This is a genomic window from Comamonas kerstersii, assembly GCF_002056725.1.
In the GTDB taxonomy this organism is placed as follows: Bacteria; Pseudomonadota; Gammaproteobacteria; order Burkholderiales; family Burkholderiaceae_C; genus Comamonas; species Comamonas kerstersii.
In genome coordinates this window covers 498,811-521,426 of the sequence record NZ_CP020121.1, presented here as the reverse complement: position 1 = coordinate 521,426, position 22,616 = coordinate 498,811, and the positions used below count along the sequence as shown (strand labels likewise).

18 protein-coding genes and 1 riboswitch are annotated in these 22,616 nt (G+C 60.3%); all 18 genes read left to right on the top strand.

Annotated features, from left to right (window positions below; all coding sequences use genetic code 11):
* The first annotated feature begins 38 nt into the window (after window positions 1-38).
* Entirely contained in the window at window positions 39-1,355 is a 1,317-nt protein-coding gene (gene hslU / locus B5M06_RS02410) for an ATP-dependent protease ATPase subunit HslU (RefSeq protein WP_054067503.1), read from the top strand.
* Window positions 1,356-1,674: 319 nt separating this feature from the next.
* A complete protein-coding gene (gene mraZ, locus B5M06_RS02405) occupies window positions 1,675-2,103 on the top strand; it encodes a division/cell wall cluster transcriptional repressor MraZ (protein ID WP_054067502.1) in 429 nt (142 codons plus the stop codon).
* Window positions 2,078-3,046, top strand: a complete 969-nt coding sequence (gene rsmH / locus B5M06_RS02400; protein WP_420809973.1) for a 16S rRNA (cytosine(1402)-N(4))-methyltransferase RsmH — start codon at window positions 2,078-2,080, stop codon at window positions 3,044-3,046. Before mraZ ends, rsmH begins: the two co-directional genes overlap by 26 nt.
* A gap of 37 nt (window positions 3,047-3,083) precedes the next feature.
* On the top strand, window positions 3,084-3,365 hold the full coding sequence (gene ftsL / locus B5M06_RS02395) for a cell division protein FtsL (RefSeq protein ID WP_054067559.1): 282 nt from the start codon (window positions 3,084-3,086) through the stop codon (window positions 3,363-3,365).
* Window positions 3,362-5,104: a peptidoglycan D,D-transpeptidase FtsI family protein gene (locus tag B5M06_RS02390; protein ID WP_054067500.1), complete on the top strand. Its 1,743-nt coding sequence runs from the start codon at window positions 3,362-3,364 to the stop codon at window positions 5,102-5,104. The genes ftsL and B5M06_RS02390 overlap by 4 nt, the downstream gene beginning before the upstream one ends.
* Window positions 5,101-6,600 (top strand): UDP-N-acetylmuramoyl-L-alanyl-D-glutamate--2,6-diaminopimelate ligase, encoded by a 1,500-nt coding sequence (locus B5M06_RS02385; RefSeq protein ID WP_205245382.1) that lies wholly within the window; start codon window positions 5,101-5,103, stop codon window positions 6,598-6,600. The genes B5M06_RS02390 and B5M06_RS02385 overlap by 4 nt, the downstream gene beginning before the upstream one ends.
* Window positions 6,600-7,997, top strand: a complete 1,398-nt coding sequence (locus B5M06_RS02380; protein ID WP_054067498.1) for a UDP-N-acetylmuramoyl-tripeptide--D-alanyl-D-alanine ligase — start codon at window positions 6,600-6,602, stop codon at window positions 7,995-7,997. The genes B5M06_RS02385 and B5M06_RS02380 overlap by 1 nt, the downstream gene beginning before the upstream one ends.
* On the top strand, window positions 7,988-9,166 hold the full coding sequence (gene mraY, locus B5M06_RS02375; RefSeq protein WP_054067497.1) for a phospho-N-acetylmuramoyl-pentapeptide-transferase: 1,179 nt from the start codon (window positions 7,988-7,990) through the stop codon (window positions 9,164-9,166). The genes B5M06_RS02380 and mraY overlap by 10 nt, the downstream gene beginning before the upstream one ends.
* Window positions 9,167-9,169: 3 nt before the next feature.
* A complete protein-coding gene (murD, locus tag B5M06_RS02370) occupies window positions 9,170-11,062 on the top strand; it encodes a UDP-N-acetylmuramoyl-L-alanine--D-glutamate ligase (RefSeq protein WP_054067496.1) in 1,893 nt (630 codons plus the stop codon).
* On the top strand, window positions 11,059-12,327 hold the full coding sequence (gene ftsW, locus B5M06_RS02365; RefSeq protein ID WP_054067495.1) for a putative lipid II flippase FtsW: 1,269 nt from the start codon (window positions 11,059-11,061) through the stop codon (window positions 12,325-12,327). Before murD ends, ftsW begins: the two co-directional genes overlap by 4 nt.
* Complete coding sequence (gene murG / locus B5M06_RS02360; RefSeq protein WP_054067494.1) at window positions 12,324-13,388, top strand: undecaprenyldiphospho-muramoylpentapeptide beta-N-acetylglucosaminyltransferase; 1,065 nt, start codon at window positions 12,324-12,326, stop codon at window positions 13,386-13,388. Before ftsW ends, murG begins: the two co-directional genes overlap by 4 nt.
* The gene (gene murC / locus B5M06_RS02355; RefSeq protein WP_054067493.1) at window positions 13,385-14,818 is read left to right on the top strand and encodes a UDP-N-acetylmuramate--L-alanine ligase; all 1,434 of its coding nucleotides are present in this window, start codon (window positions 13,385-13,387) and stop codon (window positions 14,816-14,818) included. The genes murG and murC overlap by 4 nt, the downstream gene beginning before the upstream one ends.
* On the top strand, window positions 14,815-15,795 hold the full coding sequence (locus B5M06_RS02350; protein WP_054067492.1) for a D-alanine--D-alanine ligase: 981 nt from the start codon (window positions 14,815-14,817) through the stop codon (window positions 15,793-15,795). Before murC ends, B5M06_RS02350 begins: the two co-directional genes overlap by 4 nt.
* Window positions 15,795-16,649: a cell division protein FtsQ/DivIB gene (locus B5M06_RS02345; protein WP_054067491.1), complete on the top strand. Its 855-nt coding sequence runs from the start codon at window positions 15,795-15,797 to the stop codon at window positions 16,647-16,649. Before B5M06_RS02350 ends, B5M06_RS02345 begins: the two co-directional genes overlap by 1 nt.
* A 1-nt stretch (window position 16,650) precedes the next feature.
* Window positions 16,651-17,880, top strand: a complete 1,230-nt coding sequence (gene ftsA, locus B5M06_RS02340) for a cell division protein FtsA (RefSeq protein WP_054067490.1) — start codon at window positions 16,651-16,653, stop codon at window positions 17,878-17,880.
* Between the two features lie 121 nt (window positions 17,881-18,001).
* Entirely contained in the window at window positions 18,002-19,252 is a 1,251-nt protein-coding gene (ftsZ, locus tag B5M06_RS02335; RefSeq protein WP_054067489.1) for a cell division protein FtsZ, read from the top strand.
* 168 nt (window positions 19,253-19,420) lie between these two features.
* Window positions 19,421-20,344: a UDP-3-O-acyl-N-acetylglucosamine deacetylase gene (gene lpxC, locus B5M06_RS02330; RefSeq protein WP_054067488.1), complete on the top strand. Its 924-nt coding sequence runs from the start codon at window positions 19,421-19,423 to the stop codon at window positions 20,342-20,344.
* 202 nt (window positions 20,345-20,546) lie between these two features.
* Window positions 20,547-20,656, top strand: a riboswitch (TPP riboswitch).
* A 101-nt stretch (window positions 20,657-20,757) separates the two neighbouring features.
* Window positions 20,758-22,602, top strand: coding sequence for a phosphomethylpyrimidine synthase ThiC (gene thiC / locus B5M06_RS02325; RefSeq protein WP_054067487.1), 1,845 nt, complete (start codon window positions 20,758-20,760; stop codon window positions 22,600-22,602).
* Window positions 22,603-22,616 lie beyond the last annotated feature (14 nt).

Below are 22,616 nucleotides of genomic sequence, written 5' to 3'. Positions count from 1 at the left end.
CATAAGCGCTAGAGCCTGATTTGACTAATATTTTGCTTATGTCTTCCATGACGCCCCAAGAGATCGTTTCCGAACTCGATCGCCACATCGTGGGTCAGCCTGCTGCCAAGCGCGCGGTGGCGATTGCGCTGCGCAACCGCTGGCGTCGCCAGCAGGTCGCAGAAGGCCTGCGCCAGGAAATCACACCCAAGAACATTCTCATGATTGGCCCCACCGGTGTGGGCAAGACTGAGATTGCACGCCGTCTCGCGCGTCTGGCGGATGCGCCCTTTATCAAGGTCGAAGCCACCAAGTTCACGGAAGTGGGCTATGTGGGCAAGGATGTGGACGCCATCATCCGTGATCTGGCGGAAATCGCCGTCAAGCAGGCGCGAGAGACCGAGATGAAGAAGCAGCGCATGCGCGCCGAAGATGCGGCCGAAGACCGCATCCTCGATGTATTGCTGCCACCTGCACGCACGGGTGAAGCCCCCGAAGAGACAGGCACGCGCCAGATCTTCCGCAAGAAGCTGCGTGAAGGCCAGCTGGACGACAAGGAAATCGAAATCGAGCTGGTGGATAGCAAGCCACAGCTGGAAATTCTTGGACCCCAGGGTATGGAAGAGATGGCCGAGCAGCTGCGCGGCATGTTCAGCCAGATGGGGCAGGAGCGTCGCAAGACACGCAAGCTCAAGATCAAGGATGCGCTCAAGCAGCTGATCGATGAGGAAGCCGCCAAGCTGGTCAATGAGGAAGAGACCAAGACGCGTGCACTGGCCAATCTAGAGCAAAACGGCATTGTCTTTATCGATGAGATTGACAAAGTCGCTACGCGTCAGGAAACCAGTGGCTCGGATGTCTCGCGCCAGGGCGTGCAGCGCGACCTGCTGCCGCTGGTGGAGGGCACGACCGTCTCGACCAAGTACGGCATGGTCAAGACCGACCACATCCTGTTCATCGCCTCGGGAGCTTTTCACCTGTCCAAGCCCAGCGATCTGATTCCTGAGCTGCAGGGGCGCTTCCCTATTCGTGTGGAGCTGGATTCCCTGTCGGTGCAGGACTTTGAGGCCATCCTCACGCAAACCCATGCATCGCTGGTCAAGCAGTACCAGGCACTGCTGGAAACTGAAGGCGTGAAGCTGGAATTCACGCCTGAGGGCATCACACGTCTGGCCTACACGGCCTACACCGTCAATGAACGCACGGAAAACATTGGTGCGCGCCGCCTGGCAACGGTGATGGAGCGTCTGCTCGATGAAGTGAGCTTTGACGCCGTGAAGCTGGCAGGTCAGACCGTGACCATTGACGCCGCCTATGTGGATGCCCGTTTGCAGATGCTGAGCCAGGACGAAGACCTGTCCCGATACATTCTGTAAACCGCAAAAACTTGCACGTCCCCCTTGCCGATGTCATGTCGGCAAGGGGGATTTGTTTTGCAAAAGAATGCCAAAAGTGTGTAGGACGGTAACGTTTCTTTGAATTTGTCTAAGCATTTGAATTCAAAGGGAATTTTTCGTTTTATGGGCGTTTTTGTCTGCTAAGCCATTGATTTCATTGCAAACCTTTGTGTTTCCTCTAGTGGTGGAGCACAAATTTGCTGCTACAGTGCAAAAAAGTGCAATTAAGTGGTGAAAGTTGCCTAAAGCGTCCTGCGCAGGATGTCCAAGGCCCAAGCGAACGGGGTGTTAACCAATCGTGTTTCAAGGGGCTTCGTCATTGAATCTCGATGGAAAGGGGCGGTTGTCCATACCGACCCGGCATCGTGACGCCCTCATTTCGCAAGCGCAAGGTCAAGTCACTATCACCAAGCATCCGCATGGCTGCCTGATGCTTTTCCCCCGTCCTGAATGGTTGTTGTTTCGTGAACGTATCGGTCAGCTGCCGATGTCTGCGCAATGGTGGAAACGTATTTTTCTGGGCAATGCCATGGATGTGGAGATGGATGGCACGGGGCGCGTGTTGATCTCTCCGGAGCTGCGCAAGGCCGTGAACTTGAGTCGCGAAGTGATTTTGCTCGGCATGGGCAACCATTTTGAGCTCTGGGACCAAGCCACTTATGAAGCCAATGAGGCAGAGGCCATGCAGGCCCCCATGCCCGATGTATTCCAGGATTTCGCTTTTTAAAAAAGGATCAGCGTTGAACCCGCAGCCTCTCCAACACATAACCGTTTTGCTGCATGAGGCCGTCGATGCCTTGCTGGGTGGAGCTGTGTCTGCTGCCAACGGCACCTACGTGGATGGAACGTTTGGCCGGGGTGGTCACTCGCGCCTGATTTTGTCCAGGCTCAGCCCGCAGGGACGCCTGATAGCTTTCGACAAGGATCCCTTGGCGATTGCAGAAGCCGGGCGTATTGAAGACGCCCGTTTTTCTATTCGCCACGAGGGTTTTCGGCACATGGGCGAGCTGCCTGCAGCCAGTGTCGATGGCATTTTGATGGACCTGGGCGTCAGCTCGCCGCAGATTGACCAGGCCGACCGCGGTTTCAGTTTCCGCTTTGAAGGTCCGCTGGACATGCGCATGGACACAACACGCGGTATGAGTGTGGCCCAGTGGCTGGCTGAAGCCGAGGTGCAGCAGATCACTGACGTGATTCGCGACTATGGCGAAGAGCGTATGGCCTACCCGATTGCCAAAGCCATCGTGGCGCATCGCGAGGCCCATGGTCCGCTGCAGACCACGACCGAGCTGTCCAATCTGGTCGGCAAGATTGTGAAAAGCCGTGACGGACAGAACCCGGCTACCCGTACCTTTCAGGCGCTGCGCATTTTCATCAATGCGGAGCTGCTGGAGCTTGAAGAAGCGCTGCAGGCCAGCCTGCGCGTGCTCAAGCCAGGTGGGCGTCTGGCGGTGATTAGTTTCCACTCGCTGGAAGACCGCATCGTCAAGCAGTTCATTGCGGATCACTCCAAGGAGGTCTTTGACCGCCGTGCGCCATTTGCGGCGCCCAAGCCCATGCACCTGAAGGCGCTGGAGCGTATCAAGCCCAGCAAGGCCGAGGTCGAGGCCAACCCGCGCTCACGCAGTGCCGTGATGCGTGTGGCTGAGCGTACCGAGGTGCCTGTATGAGCAAGCTGGTTTGTTCATGCATGTCAAGGGGGAGGTCATGCTTCGCCTGAACTTCCTGCTGTTGCTTGCCGTCATGCTGAGTGCTCTGTACCTGGTGCAGACCCAGTATGAATCACGTCGCCTGTTTACTGCATTGCACCAGGCGACGAATGAGGCACGCAATCTGGAAACGGAGTATCAGCGACTGCAGGTGGAGCTGCGCGCACAGTCTGCGCCTTCGCGGATTGAGTCCATGGCAGCCGCTCAGGGCATGCAGAGTGCATCGCCTGCCATCACGCACTATGTGCATGATGTGCAGCAAGAGGGAGGTGCGCAGTGAGGCGCGGCCTGAACTACACCTCCAGCCCCTTGCTGGCCAGCAAGACACCTGCATGGCGTAGCAAATTTGTCATGGCCTGTCTGGTGCTGGCTTTTACGGGGCTGGCCGCACGAGCCGCCTGGGTGCAGGTGATCGACAATGACTTTTTCCTGCGTCAGGGAGAGGTGCGCTTTGCGCGTACGCTGGAGTTGTCTGCCAACCGCGGCCGCATTCTGGACCGCAATGGCCTGATTCTGGCCTCCAGCGTGCCAGCGGCCAGCATCTGGGCCATTCCCGAAGATGTGGAAAAGAACACGCCGGAAGATCTGGCCAAGCTGCCTCAACTGGCCAAGCTGATGGACATGCCGCTCGATCAGCTCAAGAAAAAGCTGTCGGAAGACAAGAGCTTTGTCTGGGTCAAGCGCCAGCTGGACTGGGAAGTCGGTCAGAAGATCAAGGAGCTGGGGATCAAGGGTGTCTACCAGTCGCGTGAGTACAAGCGCCAGTATCCCGAAGGTGAAGCTGCCGCCCACATCGTAGGCTTTACCAATGTGGAAGACAAAGGCCAGGAAGGCATGGAGCTGGCTTTTGAGAACGATCTGGCGGGCCGCAAAGGTTCACGCCGCGTGATCAAGGATCGTCTGGGGCGTGTGGTCGAAGGCGTGGGGGAAGAAATCCCGCCCATCGATGGCCGTGACATTCAGCTGTCGATCGACAGCAAGATTCAGTTCTTTGCCTACCAGAAGCTCAAGGAGCAGGTGATTGCGCACAAGGCCGTAGGTGGCAGTGTGGTGGTCATGGATGCCAAGACTGGTGAGTTGCTGGCACTGGCCAACTATCCGAGCTTTGACCCGGCTAACCGCAAGCGCCTGACCGGTGAGCAGCTGCGCAACCGTGCCATTACCGATGTGTTCGAGCCTGGCTCGATCATGAAACCTATTACCGTGGGCATCGCACTGGAGAGCGGCAAGTTCAGACCAAGTTCGGTGATTGACACCACACCAGGTCGCATCAATGTGACCGGTTCTGTCATTTCCGACACGCGCAACTATGGTGTATTGACGGTGGAGGGCGTGATCCAGAAGTCTTCCAACGTGGGTACGACCAAGATTGCCCAGCAGCTGAGTGCCCAGGAAATGTGGGAAACCTTCTCTGCGGTGGGCTTTGGCCAGAAGCCGCAGATTTCCTTCCCTGGTGCTGCCAGTGGCCGTCTGCGCCCCCACAAGACCTGGCGACCTGTGGAACAGGCCACCATGTCCTATGGCTATGGACTCTCAGCCAGCTTGGTGCAGATGGTGCGTGCCTATACCGTGTTCTCCAATGGTGGCAAGGTGATACCTGCCACCATGCTCAAGCTCGACAGGCCTCCTGTGGGCGTTCCCGTGTTTTCGGAGCGTACTGCCGAGCAGGTGCGCAAGATGCTGGCGTTGGCGACAGGTCCAGGTGGTACAGGCCAGCGGGCGCAAACCGTGGGCTATTCCGTCGGTGGCAAGTCGGGTACAGCACGCAAGCAGGTGGGCAAAAGCTATGCCGCAGGAAAATACCGCGCTTGGTTTGCTGGCATGGCGCCGATTGAGAATCCGCGCGTAATTGTGGCGGTCATGGTCGATGAGCCTAGCAACGGCACTTATTACGGTGGAGCTGTGGCAGCCCCCGTGTTCAGTACCGTCGTGCAGCACAGCTTACGGCTGTTGGGGGTCGCGCCTGACATGGCAGTGCAACCACAAATCGTGGCCGACCCCGTGGAGGAATCGCTGTGAGCAGCGCAATCAAGCAAATTCAAGACCTGCAGCAGGCAGTGGCGTGGCTGCGCGCCCGTGTGAGCGGTCATTTACGCACCGACAGCCGTCAGGTGCAGCCCGGCGATGGTTTTATTGCATGGCCAGGTGGTGTCACCGATGGCCGCAAATATGTGGCAGCAGCGCTGGAGCGCGGCGCAGCAGCTTGCCTGGTCGAGCAGGATGGCCTGCAAGCCTTTGACCTGCAGGGGCCTGTGGCCAGCATGACGGGTCTGAAGGCGGCGACCGCCCTGATTGCGGATGCCTGGTATGGCCAGCCCTCGGGCCAGCTGCAGGTGCTGGCGGTGACTGGTACCAATGGCAAGACGTCGACAGCCTGGTGGCTGGCGCATGCGCTGGCGCAGTACCAGCACGGCGTGCGCAAGGGCTGCGCCATGGTCGGTACGCTGGGGATTGGCGTGCCACCTGCGGTACAGACCACCGGCATGACCACGCCAGACCCCGTGTGCCTGCAGCAGGCTTTTGCCGACTATGCAGCCCAAGGCATTGCTGCCTGTGCCATCGAAGCTTCTTCGATCGGCATTGAGGAACATCGCCTGGATGGCACGCAGATCCACGCCGCCATCTTTACCAATTTCACCCAGGATCACCTGGACTACCACGGCAGCATGGATGCCTACTGGCAGGCCAAGGCCAGGCTGTTTGCATGGCCGGGTCTGAAAGCCGCCGTCATCAATATCGATGATGCACATGGCGCAGCACTGGCTCAGGACTTGATGGCTCAGGGTCAGCTGGATGTCTGGACGGTGGCTGTCGATGCACCAGCCCGTCTGCAAGCCAAAGATGTACGCCATGGCCTGCGCGGCCTGCGCTTTGAAGTGCAGGAGGGCGAACAGGTCTTCACCATGGAGACCGGTCTGATTGGCCAGTACAACGTCAGCAACATGCTGGGTGTGCTGGCCACGCTGCGCACGCTGGGCATCGGCCTGGTGGATGCAGTGCAGATCTGTGCCGATCTGGAGCCTGTTCCGGGCCGCATGCAGCAGATTGCCCTGCCCGAGCAACCACTGGTGGTGGTGGACTATGCGCATACGCCCGATGCGCTGGAGCAGGCCCTCAAAGGCCTGCGGCCTGTGGCCAGGGCGCGTGGCGGCCAGCTGCACTGTGTGTTTGGCTGCGGAGGTAACCGCGACGCGACCAAGCGCCCCCTGATGGGCCAGGCTGCACAGCGTCAGGCTGACGTGGTCTGGGTGACCAGCGACAACCCCCGTGGTGAAGTACCCGATGCCATTGTGCAGGACATTGTGCAGGGCATGCAGCTGCAAGGCGTGCATGTGCAGGTGGATCGCACACAGGCCATTACGCAGGCCATTGCCCAGGCGGATGCCCACGATGTGGTGCTGCTGGCGGGTAAGGGGCATGAGGACTACCAGGAAATCCAGGGTGTGAAGTACCCGTTTTCCGATATGGACAAGGCGCGCGGAGCATTGGCTTTGCGCAAAGGAAGTAGCAAGTGATGATGAATTTGCAACAGGCTCTGGCGTGGATTGCCACCTTCCAGCCGCAGGCGCGGCTGGTGGGTGATGCCGCCACGGCGCTGCTGCGCGTGCATACCGACAGCCGCACGCTGCAGGCCGGAGACCTGTTTGTGGCGCTCAAAGGCGAGCGCATGGATGCGAATGACTTTTTGCCTCAGGTCAAAAGCCAGGGATTGGCTGCCGCTGCCATTGCGCATGGCGGGCTGGAGGCGCTGGGCCTGGCGGGCATTGAGGTGCCAGACACCACGGTAGCCCTGGGCGCGCTGGCGGCAGGCTGGCGCAGCCAGTTTGCGCTGCCCCTGATTGCCGTGACCGGCAGCAATGGCAAGACTACGGTCACGCAGATGATTGCCAGCATTTTGCGTGCCCACGCAGGCGATGACGCACTGGCCACGCAGGGTAACTTCAACAACGCCATTGGTGTGCCGCTGACCCTGTTTCGCATGACGGCGCAGCACCGCATTGGCGTGGTGGAGCTGGGCATGAACCACCCCGGCGAGATCGACCATCTGGCTCGGATCACACAGCCTACCGTGGCACTGGTGAACAACGCCCAGCGTGAGCACCAGGAGTTCATGCACACCGTGGAAGCTGTGGCGCGTGAAAACGCCAGCGTGTTTGCCCACCTGCCTGCGGATGGCGTGGCCGTATTCCCGGCAGATGATGCTTTCACTCCTTTGTGGCGCGAGCTGGCAGCGGGTCGCGAGTGCATGTGCTTTGGTGCTGCAGATGCCGATGTGCAGGCCACCTCTGCCGTCTGGGCAGACAGCGCCTGGCAGGTGCAGGTGCGCACGCCACAGGGCAGTTTTGACTGTGCGCTGCATATTGCAGGCCAGCACAACGTGCGCAATGCACTGGCTGCAACGGCCTGTGCGCTGGCCGCGGGTGTGCCGCTGGCAGCGATTGCTGCGGGACTGAGCGCCTTTGAACCTGTCAAGGGTCGTTCACGCTCCACAGCAGTGCACTGCGCAGGCCGTCGCATTGATGTGGTGGACGACACCTACAACGCCAATCCTGACTCCATGCAGGCCGCGATTGCGGTGCTGGCTGAGCTGTCTGCACCGCGCCTGCTGGTGCTGGGTGACATGGGCGAGGTGGGTGATCAAGGCCCAGCCTTCCACGCCGAAGTGGGCGCCAGCGCCCGTCAGGCCGGTATTGAGCATCTGATGACCATTGGCACGCTGATGCAGCATGCCGTGGATGCCTATGGCGCAGGTGCTGAGCATTTTGAGGACATGGCTGCGCTGATTGCGGCTGTGCAGCAGCGGGTGGGGCAGGTTGGCGCAGTGCTGGTCAAGGGCTCCCGGAGCATGAAGATGGAACAAGTGGTGCAAGCCCTGGAAAACGCTTGCAGTAAGGAGGCAGGATGCTGCTGATTTTGGCTGGATGGTTGCAGTCCCTGTCGCCAGACTTGAGTTTTTTGCGCGTGGTGCAGTACATCACGTTCCGTGCCGTGGCTGCGGCTTTGACCGCGCTGACCATTGGTCTGTGGGTGGGCCCCAAGGCCATTCGCATGCTGACCGCACTGAAGATGGGTCAGCCCGTGCGTGGCTACGCCATGCAAACCCACCTGGTCAAGAACGGCACCCCCACCATGGGCGGTGTGCTGATTCTGTTTGCCATTGCCGTGTCTACGCTGCTGTGGTTTGACCTGAGCAACCGCTTTGTCTGGATTGTGCTGCTGGTCACGCTGGGTTTTGGTGCGATTGGCTGGGTGGACGACTGGCGCAAGGTGGTCAACAAAGACCCCGAAGGCATGCGTTCGCGCGAGAAGTATTTCTGGCAGTCGGTCATTGGTGTGATTGCTTCGGTGGCGCTGGTGTTCAGCATTTCCGAAAACTCCAATGCACGTGCGTTTGAGCTGTTTGTGACCTGGGTGCAGTCGGGCTTTTCGATGGACTTGCCGCCCCAGGCAGGCCTGCAGGTGCCGTTCTTCAAGGAAGTCAGCTACCCGCTGGGCGTGCTGGGCTTTGTGATCCTGACATATCTGGTCATCGTGGGTGCCAGCAATGCCGTGAACCTGACCGATGGCCTCGATGGTCTGGCCATCATGCCCGTGATCATGGTGGGCACAGCCCTGGGCATTTTTGCCTATGTGACGGGCAACGCACAGTACGCACGCTATCTGCATTTCCCGAGCATCCCCGGCACGGGCGAGCTGATGATTTTCTGCGGTGCCATGGCGGGGGCTGGCTTGGCTTTCCTGTGGTTCAACGCCCACCCTGCACAAATCTTCATGGGTGATGTGGGGGCACTGGCACTGGGCGGTGCGCTGGGCACAATCGCCGTGATCGTGCGCCAGGAAATTGTGCTGGCCATCATGGGCGGTATCTTTGTGGCCGAAGCCGTGTCCGTGATGCTGCAGGTCGTGTGGTTCAAGTACACCAAGAAGCGTTACGGCGAAGGCCGACGCCTGCTGAAGATGGCACCGCTGCACCACCACTTTGAAAAGAGTGGCTGGAAGGAAACACAGGTCGTGATTCGCTTCTGGATCATCACCATGCTGCTGTGCCTGATTGGCCTGTCCACCCTGAAGCTGAGGTAAGCCATGCAAGACCCAGACTTCATGCACCAGCAGCCTTCTGTCACAGAGCCAGAAGCTGCAGCTGCGGTGGAAAATGCAGAATTGATAGCTGCTAGCGCTGAAGAAATCAGTGTTTCAGATGGAAAAGCATCTGAAATAATTGATGAACAAGCGCTGCAAGCTACAGAAATAAAAGCGATATCGGCTGCTGACACCGTGATTCCCTCGCTGGATACGCTGACCGCTGCCAAGGACGCTGCCGCTTTTGTGGCCCAGATTTTTGCCGACCCCGGTGTCTCGGACGCCGCAGACAACGAAGTCACGCAGCCCGAGCCGCAGGAGACGGTGGAGGTGGTGGAGCTGCCGCCCGTGCCCGCCCAATGGCCTCAAGGCCAGGCGCAGCATCTGCAGGGCCAGCGTGTGCTGATTCTGGGCCTGGGTGCTTCTGGCATGGCCATGGCGCGCTGGTGTGTGCGTGCAGGTGCGCAGGTCACGGTGGCCGACACCCGCGAAGCACCGCCCCAGCTGCCCAAGCTGCAGCAGGAATTGCCCAGCGTGCGATTTGTGGGCGGCGCGCTGACGGCGGCACTGGTCGATGGGCAGAACCTCACGGCGGTGTATCGCTCGCCCGGCCTCACTCCCGAGTCCATCGCGGAGGTCGTACATGCTGCGCGTGCGATTGGGCTACCCGTGGGCGGCGAACTGGATCTGTTTGCCGCTGCGCTGCAAGGTTTGCAGCAGGCCCATGGCTATGCACCCAAGGTGCTGTCGGTAACGGGCACGAACGGCAAGACCACGGTGACTTCGCTGACCGGCAAGCTGCTCGAGCATGCTGGCATGAGCGTGGGCGTGGCCGGTAATATCGGCCCCACATTGCTCGATACGCTGAGCGCTCGCATTGATGCTGAGGATTTGCCGCAGGCATGGGTGCTGGAGCTGTCGAGCTTCCAGCTCGATGGCGTGCAGGGCTTTGAACCCACAGCCGCCGTGGTGCTCAACGTCACGCAGGACCACCTCGACTGGCACGGCAGCATGCAGGCCTATGCTGCTGCCAAGGCCTGCATCTTCGGGGAAACGGCGCTGATGGTGCTCAACCGCGAAGACCGCATCGTCATGGACATGCTGCCTGCGCCGGTCAAGGTCAAACTGCAAAAGCCCCAGCTGCGTGCCCATGTGACCTTTGGCTATGACATGCCACGCCGCCCCGGTGACTTTGGCATTGAAATGGTCGCAGGCATGCCCTGGCTGGTGCGCGCCATGGACGCAGACAACACCGGCCGCCGTGCGCGTGATCCGGAGGAGGAACTGCACATCCAGCGCCTGCTGCCTGCAGACGCTTTGCGCATTCGCGGTCGCCACAACGCTACCAATGCCATGGCCGCACTGGCTCTGGCGCAGGCGGCGGGAGCCGCGCTGGCCCCCATGCTCTACGGTCTGCGTGAATACCGGGGCGAGCCCCACCGCGTGGAGCCCATCGGCATGGTCAACGGCGTGGAATATTTCGACGACAGCAAGGGCACGAACGTGGGCGCGACGGTGGCTGCGCTCACCGGCCTGGGAGCAGACCGTCGTATGGTGCTGATCCTGGGTGGTCTGGGCAAAGGCCAGGACTTTGCGCCACTGGCTGCCCCTGTGGAGCGCTATGTGCGCGCCGTGGTGCTGATTGGCCGCGATGCCCCCTTGATTCGCCAGGCCCTGCAGGGCACGGGCGTGCCGCTGCTGGATGCACAGGACATGGCGCAGGCCGTGCAGCTGGCCAGCCAGCATGCCAAAGCCGGAGAAGCTGTATTGATGAGCCCTGCCTGCGCCAGCATGGACATGTACCGTGACTATGCGCATCGCGCACAGGCCTTTATCGACGCGGTCAAGGATCTGGCGGATGAGGCTGGGCAAGTGCTGGAGGGCTATCCCCTATGAAGGACTGGTCCGCCCTGCGCGCACGTTTTTCGCACTGGCTGAAAGGGGCTGAAGACAAGCCCGTGGATGTGCTGCCCGTGCGCGTGAGCGGAACCGAGTATCGGCAGACGCGTGCCCTGCCGCCTGCGGCACTGGGGCTGGACCAGGCGCTGATCTGGGTGGTCATCGGTCTGCTGGCATGGGGGCTGGTCATGGTGTATTCAGCCTCGATTGCCATGCCGGACAACCCGCGCTTCGGCAAGATTGAGCACTACCACTTCCTGCTGCGCCATTCGATGGCGCTCGGTGTGGGCTTTGTCGGGGCATTGATGGCGTTTCAGATTTCCATGAAGACATGGGAGCGGCTGGCCGTTCCCATGTTTCTGGTGGCCCTGTTTCTGCTGGTGCTGGTGCTGGTGCCGGGGGTGGGGCTGGTCGTCAACGGTGCGCGGCGCTGGCTGCCGCTGGGGGTCATGAACTTCCAGCCATCTGAACTGGCCAAGTTCGCCGTACTCATCTATGCCGCTAACTACATGGTGCGCCGCATGGACGTGAAGGAGCGGTTCTTCCGCGCTGTCTGGCCCATGGCGGTGGCCGTGGTGATGGTGGGCGTGCTGCTGCTGGCAGAGCCTGATATGGGCGCCTTCATCGTGATCGTAGTGATCTCGATGGGCATTCTGTTCCTCGGCGGTGTGAATGCACGCATGTTCTTTCTGATGGCGGCACTGGTGGTCGCAGCTTTTGTCACCATGATTGCCCTCTCGCCCTGGCGGCGTGAGCGAATCTTCGCGTATCTGGACCCGTTCTCGGCCGACCATGCGCTGGGCAAGGGCTACCAGCTCTCGCACGCGCTGATTGCGATTGGTCGCGGCGAAATGTTTGGCGTGGGGCTGGGCCGCAGCGTGGAAAAACTGCACTGGCTGCCAGAGGCGCACACTGACTTTTTGCTGTCCGTGATCGGTGAGGAGTTCGGCTTTGTCGGCATCTTGCTGCTGATCATTGCCTTTGTGTGGCTGACCCGTCGCATTACCGAAATCGGCCGCGAAGCCATTGCGCTGGACCGTGTGTTCTCTGGTCTGGTCGCGCAGGGCGTCGCGCTGTGGTTTGGCTTCCAGGCTTTCATCAACATGGGTGTGAACCTGGGCGCCTTGCCCACCAAGGGTCTGACGCTGCCGTTGATGAGTTTTGGTGGCTCGGCCATTTTGATGAACTTGATCGCCGTAGCCGTGGTGCTGCGGATTGACTACGAAAACAAGCTCCTCAGCCCGAGGATGAGAAGGATATGAAAGAAAAAGTGGCTTTGATCATGGCCGGCGGCACGGGAGGGCACATCTTCCCGGGGCTGGCCGTGGCTCAGGCATTGCGTGAGCAAGGCTGGCGTGTGCACTGGCTCGGCGCTCCCAACAGCATGGAAGCGCGCCTGGTGCCGACCTATGGCTTTGCGCTGGAAACCATTGATTTCGGTGGCGTGCGCGGCAAAGGGCTGACCACGCTGGCGCTGCTGCCGCTGCGTTTGCTCAAGGCATTCTGGCAGTCGCTGGCCGTGGTGCGTCGGGTCAAGCCTGATGTGCTGGTGGGCTTTGGGGGCTACATCACCTTTCCCGGCGGGATGATGGGCGTGCTGACTGGCAAGAAGCTGGTGCTGCACGAACAGAACTCCGTGGCCGGTGCTGCCAACAAGGTGCTGGCAGGCATTGCCGACCGTGTCTTTACCGCCTTTCCCAAGGCACTGAAAACAGGCCAGTGGGTGGGCAATCCGCTGCGTGAAGACTTTTTGCGCCAGCCAGACCCTGCCCAGCGTTTTGCCGGGCGCAGCGGCCCGCTCAAGGTGCTGGTGGTGGGCGGCAGTCTGGGTGCCAAGGCGCTCAATGACATCGTGCCGCAGGCACTGGCATTGATCCCGGCTGAACAGCGCCCACAGGTGGTGCACCAAAGCGGCGCCAAGCAGATCGATGCCCTGCGTGCCAACTACGAGGCTGCTGGTGTGCAGGCAGAGCTGCTGCCTTTTATCGACAACATGGCTCAGGCCTTTGCCGACGCCGATCTGGTGATCTGCCGCGCAGGTGCCAGCACGGTCACGGAAATTGCTGCCGTGGGCGCGGCTGCCATCTATGTGCCTTTCCCCCATGCGGTGGATGACCACCAGACGCACAACGCGAAGTTTCTGGTCGATGCAGGTGGTGGATGGTTAATACAACAAGATGCATTGAATGCACCAAAATTGGCTGAAATGCTACAGAATATGCAGCGTTCCGTACTCTTGAATGCTGCCCTTAAAGCGAAAACGATGCAGAAGATTGATGCAACCCATGCCGTGGTTGCTGCGTGCGAGGAGATCGCCGCATGAAACACGCCATTCAAAACATCCACTTTGTGGGTCTCGGTGGCTCGGGAATGAGTGGTATTGCCGAGGTGTTGCACAACCTCGGCTATTGCGTCTCTGGCTCTGACCTGGCGCACAGTGCCACGCTGCAGCGTTTGCAATCGCTGGGGATCAAGACCTTTGTGGGCCACGATGCGGCCCATGTGCAGGGGGTCGATGTGGTGGTGACTTCCACCGCCGTCAAAGCCGACAACCCCGAAGTGATCGAAGCGCGTGCGCGCAAGATTCCTGTGGTGCCGCGCGCCCTGATGCTGGCTGAGCTGATGCGCTTCAAGCAAGGCATTGCCATTGCGGGCGCTCACGGTAAGACCACCACCACCAGCCTGGTCACCAGCGTGCTGGCGGAAGGCGGCCTGGACCCCACTTTTGTGATTGGCGGCAAGCTCAACAGCGCCGGAGCCAACGCCAAGCTGGGCCATGGCGACTACATCGTGGTGGAAGCGGATGAGTCCGATGCCTCGTTTCTGAACCTGCTGCCCATCATGGCCGTGGTCACGAACATCGATGCTGACCACATGGAAACCTACGGCCATGACTTTGGCAAGCTCAAGCAGGCCTTTGTGGATTTCCTGCACCGCATGCCTTTCTATGGCCGTGCCATCGTCTGCGCGGAAAGCCCTGCGGTGCGCGAGATCCTGCCGCAGCTGGCACGTCCCGTAACTACCTACGGCTTCGCAGAAGACGTGCAGGTGCGTGCCATCAACGTGCGTGCCGAGCATGGCCAGATGCGCTTTACCGTGCTGCGCCAGAACGGCCACACCTATCCAGCGCTGGACGTCACCCTGAGTCTGGCTGGCGAGCACAACGTGCTCAATGCGCTGGCTGCCGTGGCGGTGGCCATGGAACTGGAGGTTCCTGATGACGCCTTGTTGCGTGCGCTGGAAGGCTTCAAGGGGGTGGGCCGCCGTTTCCAGCGCTATGGTGATCTGCCCTGCAAGCAGGGCGGCAACTTCACGGTGATTGACGACTATGGCCATCACCCAGTGGAAATGGCAGCGACGCTGGCTGCAGCGCGTGGCGCCTTCCCTGGCCGCCGCCTGGTGCTGGCCTTCCAGCCCCACCGCTACACCCGCACCCGCGACTGCTTTGAAGACTTTGTGAAAGTGCTGGGGCAGGCCGATGCTGTCTTGCTCAACGAAGTCTATGCCGCTGGCGAAGAGCCCGTAGTGGCTGCAGACGGTCGTGCGCTCGCGCGTGCCGTGCGTGTGGCAGGCCGTGTAGAGCCCATTTTTGTTGAGAAAATTGAAGATTTGCCGCAGATGATTGCAGACAATGCGCAGCCCGGCGATGTGGTGCTGTGCATGGGGGCAGGGTCGATTGGCGCAGTGCCAGCGCAGCTGGTTAGTTTGCTAGAGAAAAAAGAGCAAATAACGCAGGGAGGATCTGCGTTATGAGCAATAATATGAAAAGTATTGATGTAAAAGCCCTGGGCAAGGTTGCGGTGCTGATGGGAGGTCGTTCATCTGAGCGAGAGGTCTCTCTGATGTCCGGACAAGGTGTGTTGGCAGCCTTGCTGTCGCAGGGCGTAGATGCCTACGCTTTTGATCCCGCAGAGCGTGACCTCGGGGCACTCAAGACAGATGGTGTGGACCGCTGCTTTATCGCCCTGCACGGTCGCTTTGGTGAGGATGGCACGGTGCAGGGTGCACTGGAGCTGCTGGGCATTCCCTATACAGGTTCCGGTGTGATGGCTTCGAGCATTGCCATGGACAAGATCATGACCAAGCGCATCTGGCGCAGCGAGAACCTGCCTACGCCAGACTGGCGCATGGTGGCCAGCGCTGCACAGACGGAAGCTGCATTTGCCGAGCTGGGTGCCCCCATGATTGTCAAGCCTGCACGCGATGGCTCCAGCATGGGGCTGACCAAGGTGACGGATGCCAGCCAGTGTGCCCAGGCCTATGCCCTGGCTGCACAGTACGACGAAGAAGTGCTGTGCGAGCAGTTCATTGCCGGTGAAGAAACTACCTGTGCCGTTCTGGGCGAGGGTGCCAGTGCCCGCGCGCTGCCTGTGATTCGCATCGAGGCACCAGACGGCAACTATGACTACCAGAACAAGTATTTCACTGACGTTACGCAGTATCACTGCCCCAGCGGACTGCCTGCTGAGGAAGAGACACGCATTCAGCAGATCGTGGAGCGCGCTTTCCGGACCCTGGGCTGCCGTGGCTGGGGACGTGCGGACGTGATGATTCGCAGCAGTGACCGCCAGCCCTTCCTGCTGGAAATCAATACCTCTCCCGGCATGACCAGCCACTCGCTGGTGCCTATGGCTGCGCGTGCTCAGGGTATGAGCTATGAACAACTGTGCCTGTCCATCCTGGCCACCGCCTCGCTGGACAGCGCTGCAACCGAGGAGTGCAAAGCCTGATGAGCTACTCCATGTCAGCACCTCTGGATGTCAAGCTGATGAATGTGACGGCCACCGTCATGTTCACGGGCTTTGCCGTCCTCGTGCTGGCATTGGCGAGCTGGTGGGTGGTGCGCCATCCTGCGTTCTCGATTGCACGCATCGTGGTCGAGGGAGAGCTGGTGCATAACAACGCAGTGACACTGCGTGCCAATGTGGCACCTCACCTCACAGGCAACTTCTTCACGATTGACCTGCAAAAAGCGCGCGAAGTGTTTGAGCAGGTGCCTTGGGTGCGGCAAGCCGAAGTGCGGCGGGAGTACCCGAATAGTTTGCGCGTGCTCCTGCTGGAGCATGAACCCCAGGCGTACTGGGGGCCGGATACCGGCACCGCCATGGTCAACACCATGGGAGAAATTTTTGAGGCCAATGTGGGCGAGGTGGAGCGTGAAGGCTTGCCTCGCCTTTCCGGTCCTCCGGACTCCGCTGCCGAGGTGCTGCGCATGTACTACGCACTGGAGCCCGTGTTCACGGCGCTGGACACCCCCATTGATGCCCTGACTTTGCGCGATGGCGGCAGCTGGCAGGTGAAGCTGGATAACGGTGCAGACATCGAACTGGGCGGCGGTAGTGAGCAGCAGGTGCTGCAGCGCATGCAGCGCTTTGTGCGCACGCTGCCCCAGATTACCCAGCAGTACCAGCGGACGGCAGAAGCACTGGAATATGCGGATTTGCGTTACCCGGACGGCTATGCCCTGCGACTGCGCGGAGTGAGCACGGTATCGCGTGAGAAAGCGCTGGAAATGGCCAAGCGCCAGGCAGCAAAGCAACAACAAGACAGTAAAAAGATTCGACCTTCTGAGGGCAGACACTGATATGGCAAGAGAGTACAAAGACGTCGTCGTCGGTTTGGACATTGGCACCGCCAAGGTCATGGCTGTGGTCGCCGAAGTCGCGCCCAGCGGCGAGCTCAAGCTGGCAGGTCTTGGCGTCGCCCCAAGCAATGGCCTCAAGCGCGGCGTAGTGGTGAACATTGAAGCCACCGTGCAGAGCATCCAGCAGGCGCTGAAAGAAGCCGAGCTGATGGCCGACTGCAAGATCCAGCGCGTCTACACCGGCATCACGGGCAGCCACATTCGTGGTCTGAACCAGAGCGGCATGGTGGCGATCAAGGACAAGGAAGTCACGCCGACCGACGTGGCACGCGTGATCGAAACCGCCAAGGCGGTGAGTATCTCGTCCGACCAGCGTCTGCTGCTGGTGGAGCCTCAGGAGTTTGTGATTGACGGCCAGGATGTCAAAGAGCCGGTGGGCATGAGCGGCATCCGTCTGGAGGCCAAGGTGCACATCGTCACCGGTGCGCAGAGCGCGGCTGAAAACATCATCAAGTGCGTGCGCCGCTGCGGCCTGGAGGTAGAGCAGCTACTGCTCAATCCGCTGGCTGCCAGCCAGGCTGTGCTGACGGATGATGAGCGTGATCTGGGCGTGGCGCTCGTGGACATCGGTGCGGGTACGACCGACGTGGCCATCTTCACCGGAGGTGCAATTCGCCACACGGCCGTGATTCCGATTGCGGGTGACCTGATCACCAGCGACATCGCCATGGCCCTGCGCACGCCTACCAAGGATGCCGAAGACATCAAGGTCGAAAGCGGTTATGCCAAGCAGATGCTGGCAGACCCAGACAGCCAGGTGGAAGTGCCGGGTCTGGGCGATCGTGGCCCTCGCATGATCAGCAAGCAGGCGCTGGCAGGCGTGATCGAGCCACGTGTGGAAGAAATTTTCTCTCTGGTACAGCAAGTCATCCGTGAATCTGGCTATGAAGAGGTGCTGTCCTCCGGCATCGTTCTTACGGGCGGCAGTGCAGTGATGCCGGGCATGGTCGAGCTGGGTGAAGACATCTTCCTCAAGCCTGTGCGCCGTGGCATCCCCAAGTATTCCAGTGCATTGGCCGATATGGTGGCGCAGCCTCGCTCTGCCACCGTCATGGGCTTGCTGGAAGAAGCGCGACAGGCAAGATTGCGCGGGTTCAAGGTGGCTCAAAAGAGTGGGTCTGTGAAGACCGCTTTTGGTCGATTTAAAGACTTCATTGTGGGAAACTTCTAACTATGTGCTCTAGACGTATGCGCATCACGGGGCCTCCCACAGATTTCCGATACCGAAGTCAGAGAGAAACCCACCATTTAGCTATAGCGAGTCCATTTCAAAAATTTCCAGGAGCACCAACATGACCATCGACATGATCGAAGCCGAAACATTCAATCAGGGTACGCAGATCAAGGTGATCGGTGTCGGCGGCGGCGGCGGTAACGCTGTCGAGCACATGATTGCCAGCAATGTGCAGGGCGTTGAGTTCATCAGCGCGAACACCGATGCGCAGGCGCTGATTCGCAGCAACGCACATCGCACGATTCAGCTGGGGCACAGTGGTCTGGGTGCTGGCAGCAAGCCTGACAAGGGCCGTGAAGCTGCGGAAGCTGCAGTGGACGATATTCGCGCAGCCATCGAAGGTGCCCACATGCTGTTCATCACTGCCGGCATGGGCGGCGGTACGGGGACTGGCGCTGCACCTGTGATTGCTCGCGTAGCTAAGGATATGGGCATTCTGACCGTGGGCGTGGTGACCAAGCCTTTCGAGTGGGAAGGTGGCCGTCGCATGTCCAATGCAGACAGCGGTCTGACCGAGCTGGAAGCCAATGTGGACTCGCTGATCGTGGTGCTCAACGAGAAGCTGCTGGAAGTGCTGGGCGATGACATCACCCAGGAAGAAGCTTTCGCACATGCCAACGACGTGCTCAAGAACGCCGTGGGCGGTATTGCTGAAATCATCAACGAATACGGCCATGTGAACGTCGACTTTGAAGACGTACGCACCGTGATGGGTGAGCCAGGCAAGGCCATGATGGGGACAGCCCGCGCCTCCGGTCCTGACCGCGCACGTCTGGCGGCTGAACAGGCGGTGGCCTGCCCGCTGCTGGAAGGCATTGACCTGTCCGGCGCCAAGGGTGTGCTGGTGCTGGTGACTGCTGCACGCGGTAGCCTGAAGCTGGCAGAGTCCCGCCTGGCCATGTCCACCATCAACGCCTACGCTTCGCCAGAGGCACACGTGATCTACGGCGCTGCCTATGATGACTCGCTGGGCGACGATATCCGCGTGACCGTGGTTGCAACCGGTCTGTCGCGTCCTGCAGCACGTCGCCAGACCATGTCGGTGGTCCAAGGTGGTCTGCGTACCGGTACTGACGGTGACTTTGCCTACGGTGGCGCACCTGTTGCTGCCATGGGTGGTGCAACCATGGGTGCCGCAACGACCATGGGTGCAGCAAGCACCACGGCAGGTGGTAGCTATGGCGATGTGAGCGTGCCCAGCGTCTGGCGTACCAACCGTACACAGGCTGCAGCACGTGTGGACGCACTGGCTTCGGGTGGCATGGATGATCTGGAAATTCCTGCATTCCTGCGCAAGCAAGCCGACTGATTCGCGTCCCGCATGGACCCCAAGAACCGAGCCCGCATGGCTCGGTTTTTTTTTATGTATCACAGGTTGAGGCATCTGCTGGGTCAACGTGCGCAGCCAATCGCCGTTATAGATATATCCAAACCCTTTCATCCCTTGAAAACAGCAGGCAGCCGGTAAAATCAATCCATGCTCCAGCAACGTACCATCAAAACTATCACCCGTGCCGTCGGCATGGGGCTGCACAGTGGCCAGCGGGTCGAAATGACGCTGCGCCCCGCTCAGCCTGATACGGGCATTGTGTTCCGTCGGGTGGACTTGCCTGAGCCTGTCGATATGCCCATCACCGCCCATGCCATCGTGGATACACGCATGGCCTCCACCATTGGCGTGGGCAATGCCAAGGTACACACCATCGAGCATCTGATGTCAGCCTTGTGCGGTCTGGGCATTGACAACCTCTACGTCGACATTACGGCTGAAGAAGTGCCCATTCTGGATGGTTCCTCTTCGTCCTTTGTCTTCCTGCTGCAAAGTGCAGGCATTGAGCTGCAGAAGGCCCCCAAGAAGTTCATCCGCATCAAGCGCCCGGTTGAAGTGCGCGAAGGCGAGGGCAAACAGCTCAAGTGGGCACGTTTTGAGCCCTACCACGGCTTCAAGCTCAAGTTTGATATCGACTTCTCGCACCCCGCCGTGGACTCCACCGGGCAGTCGTTCGAATTCGACATGGGCGAGGGTAACTACATGCGCGACATTGCGCGTGCCCGCACCTTTGGTTTCACCAAGGATGTGGAAATGTTGCGCACCAATGGACTGGCGCTGGGTGGCGGCCTGGACAATGCCATCGTCATGGATGACTACAAGGTGCTCAACAGTGACGGTCTGCGCTATGACGACGAGTTTGTGAAACACAAGATTCTGGATGCCATCGGTGACCTGTACGTGATTGGTCATCCGATTCTGGGGGCTTACAGAGCCTTCCGTTCCGGTCACGGCATGAACAATCAGCTGATCCGTGCCGTGCTGGCAGATGCCGAGAACTGGGAAATAGTGACGTTTGACAACGAACGCAAAGCCCCCGCTGGCTTTGCACAGACGGCACTGGCTTGGTGAAAAGATAGCGCTCTGTGCAGCAACTGCTTGGGCTGGCGTGCTTTTTCATACTGAACTGGCCGCGCGCTGCCTGATTACGCAGCAAGTCAGTGCTGTGGTAAGCGGGACGCGCATCCAGGCGTAGCTACCAATGGTGGACAGTAAAGGCTCGGTAACCCCGAGCCTTTTTGCTGGGTGCTACCCGGGATTGCCGCCTATACTCACGCCTGCTCCGGGGTGCACGTAATGGCGTGCTGAGATGGCGGACCTGACCGCCGGAACCGCGAACTTGATCTGGTTAGTACCAGCGAAAGAAGAGCTGCAGCTGAAATGTAGGGATACGTGCGCGTGCACCGTTGTGGGTGGTCGTGCGCGTGGCTCTGCGTGAGGCCGATTGCGGAGCATTTCATCCCATACCGACAGGAGTGCCCGCCATGAATGCCCCCGACAAGTTTGCCCAGTTGCTCGCCCGTACGCGCGAAGCCTTCCCCGCCTCCAGCAAAAGTTACCTGACCGGCAGCCGATCTGATCTGCGTGTGCCGGTACGTGATATTGCGCTGACAAACGGTGAAGTGGTCAGCGTGTATGACACGTCAGGCCCGTATACCGACCCGGCCGCCACGATTGATGTGCGCCAGGGGCTGGCCAGCGTGCGCGGGGCATGGATTGCCCAGCGCAACGACACCGAAAGTTATGCCGGGCGTGTGCGCCAGGCGCTGGATGACGGCCAGAAAGGCGAAGAGGGCGAGCGCCTGGCACAACTGCGCCAGGAGGCCAGTGCTCTGCAGCGCCAGCCCCTGCGTGCCAAAGCGGGGGGCAATGTCACGCAGATGCACTATGCCAAGCGCGGCATCATCACCCCCGAGATGGAATACGTGGCCCTGCGCGAAAATGGCCGCCGCGAGTGGATGGCGCAGTACCAGCAGGATGCGGTGCGTGAGCAGCGTCTGGCAGGCAACCCTATGGGGGCCAGCATTCCCAAGATCATCACCCCCGAGTTCGTGCGCGACGAAGTGGCACGCGGGCGCGCCATCATCCCGGCCAACATCAACCACCCCGAGGTGGAGCCCATGGCGATTGGGCGCAACTTCAAGGTGAAGATCAATGCCAACATTGGCAACTCGGCCGTCACATCCAGCATCGAGGAAGAGGTTGAAAAGCTGGTCTGGGCCATCCGCTGGGGCGCGGACAGCGTGATGGATCTGTCCACCGGCAAGGCCATCCACACCACGCGCGACTGGATCGTGCGCAACAGCCCCGTGCCGATTGGCACCGTGCCCATCTACCAGGCGCTGGAGAAGGTCGGCGGCATTGCCGAGGATCTGACTTGGGAGATCTTCCGCGACACGCTGATTGAACAGGCCGAGCAGGGTGTGGACTACTTCACCATTCACGCCGGCGTGCGGCTGGCCTATATCCACCTGACGGCCCAGCGCCGCACCGGCATCGTCTCGCGTGGCGGCTCCATCATGGCCAAGTGGTGTATGGCCCACCACCGTGAAAGCTTCCTGTACGAGCACTTCGAAGACATCTGCGACATCATGAAGCAGTACGACGTGTCCTTCAGCCTGGGGGACGGTCTGCGCCCCGGCTGTGCCTCGGATGCTAACGATGAGGCCCAGTTTGCCGAATTGCGCACGCTGGGTGAGCTGACCCAAGTGGCCTGGAAGCACGATGTGCAGACCATGATCGAAGGCCCCGGTCACGTGCCCCTGCACATGATCCAGGCGAACATGACCGAGCAGCTCAAGCACTGCCACGAGGCGCCGTTCTACACCCTGGGCCCGCTGACCATCGACATTGCCCCCGGCTATGACCACATTGCCAGCGCCATTGGCGCGGCCATGATCGGCTGGTTTGGCACGGCCATGCTGTGCTATGTCACGCCCAAGGAGCACCTGGGCCTGCCGGACCGCGAGGACGTCAAGCAGGGCATCATCGCCTACAAGATTGCGGCCCACGCGGCCGATGTGGCCAAGGGCCACCCCGGTGCGCGCGCACGCGATGATGCGCTGAGCCAGGCGCGCTTTGACTTCCGCTGGCAAGACCAGTTCAACCTGGGGCTGGACCCCGACACGGCACGTGCCTTCCATGACGAAACCCTGCCCAAGGACAGCGCCAAGGTGGCGCACTTTTGCAGCATGTGCGGGCCCAAGTTCTGCTCCATGAAGATCACGCAGGAGGTGCGTGAGTTTGCCCAGCAGGGCATGCAGCAGAAGGCAGTGGAGTTTCAGCGCAACGGCGGTGCCTTGTACGTGCCGCTGACGCCGCAAGACTGATAGCACTGCACCCG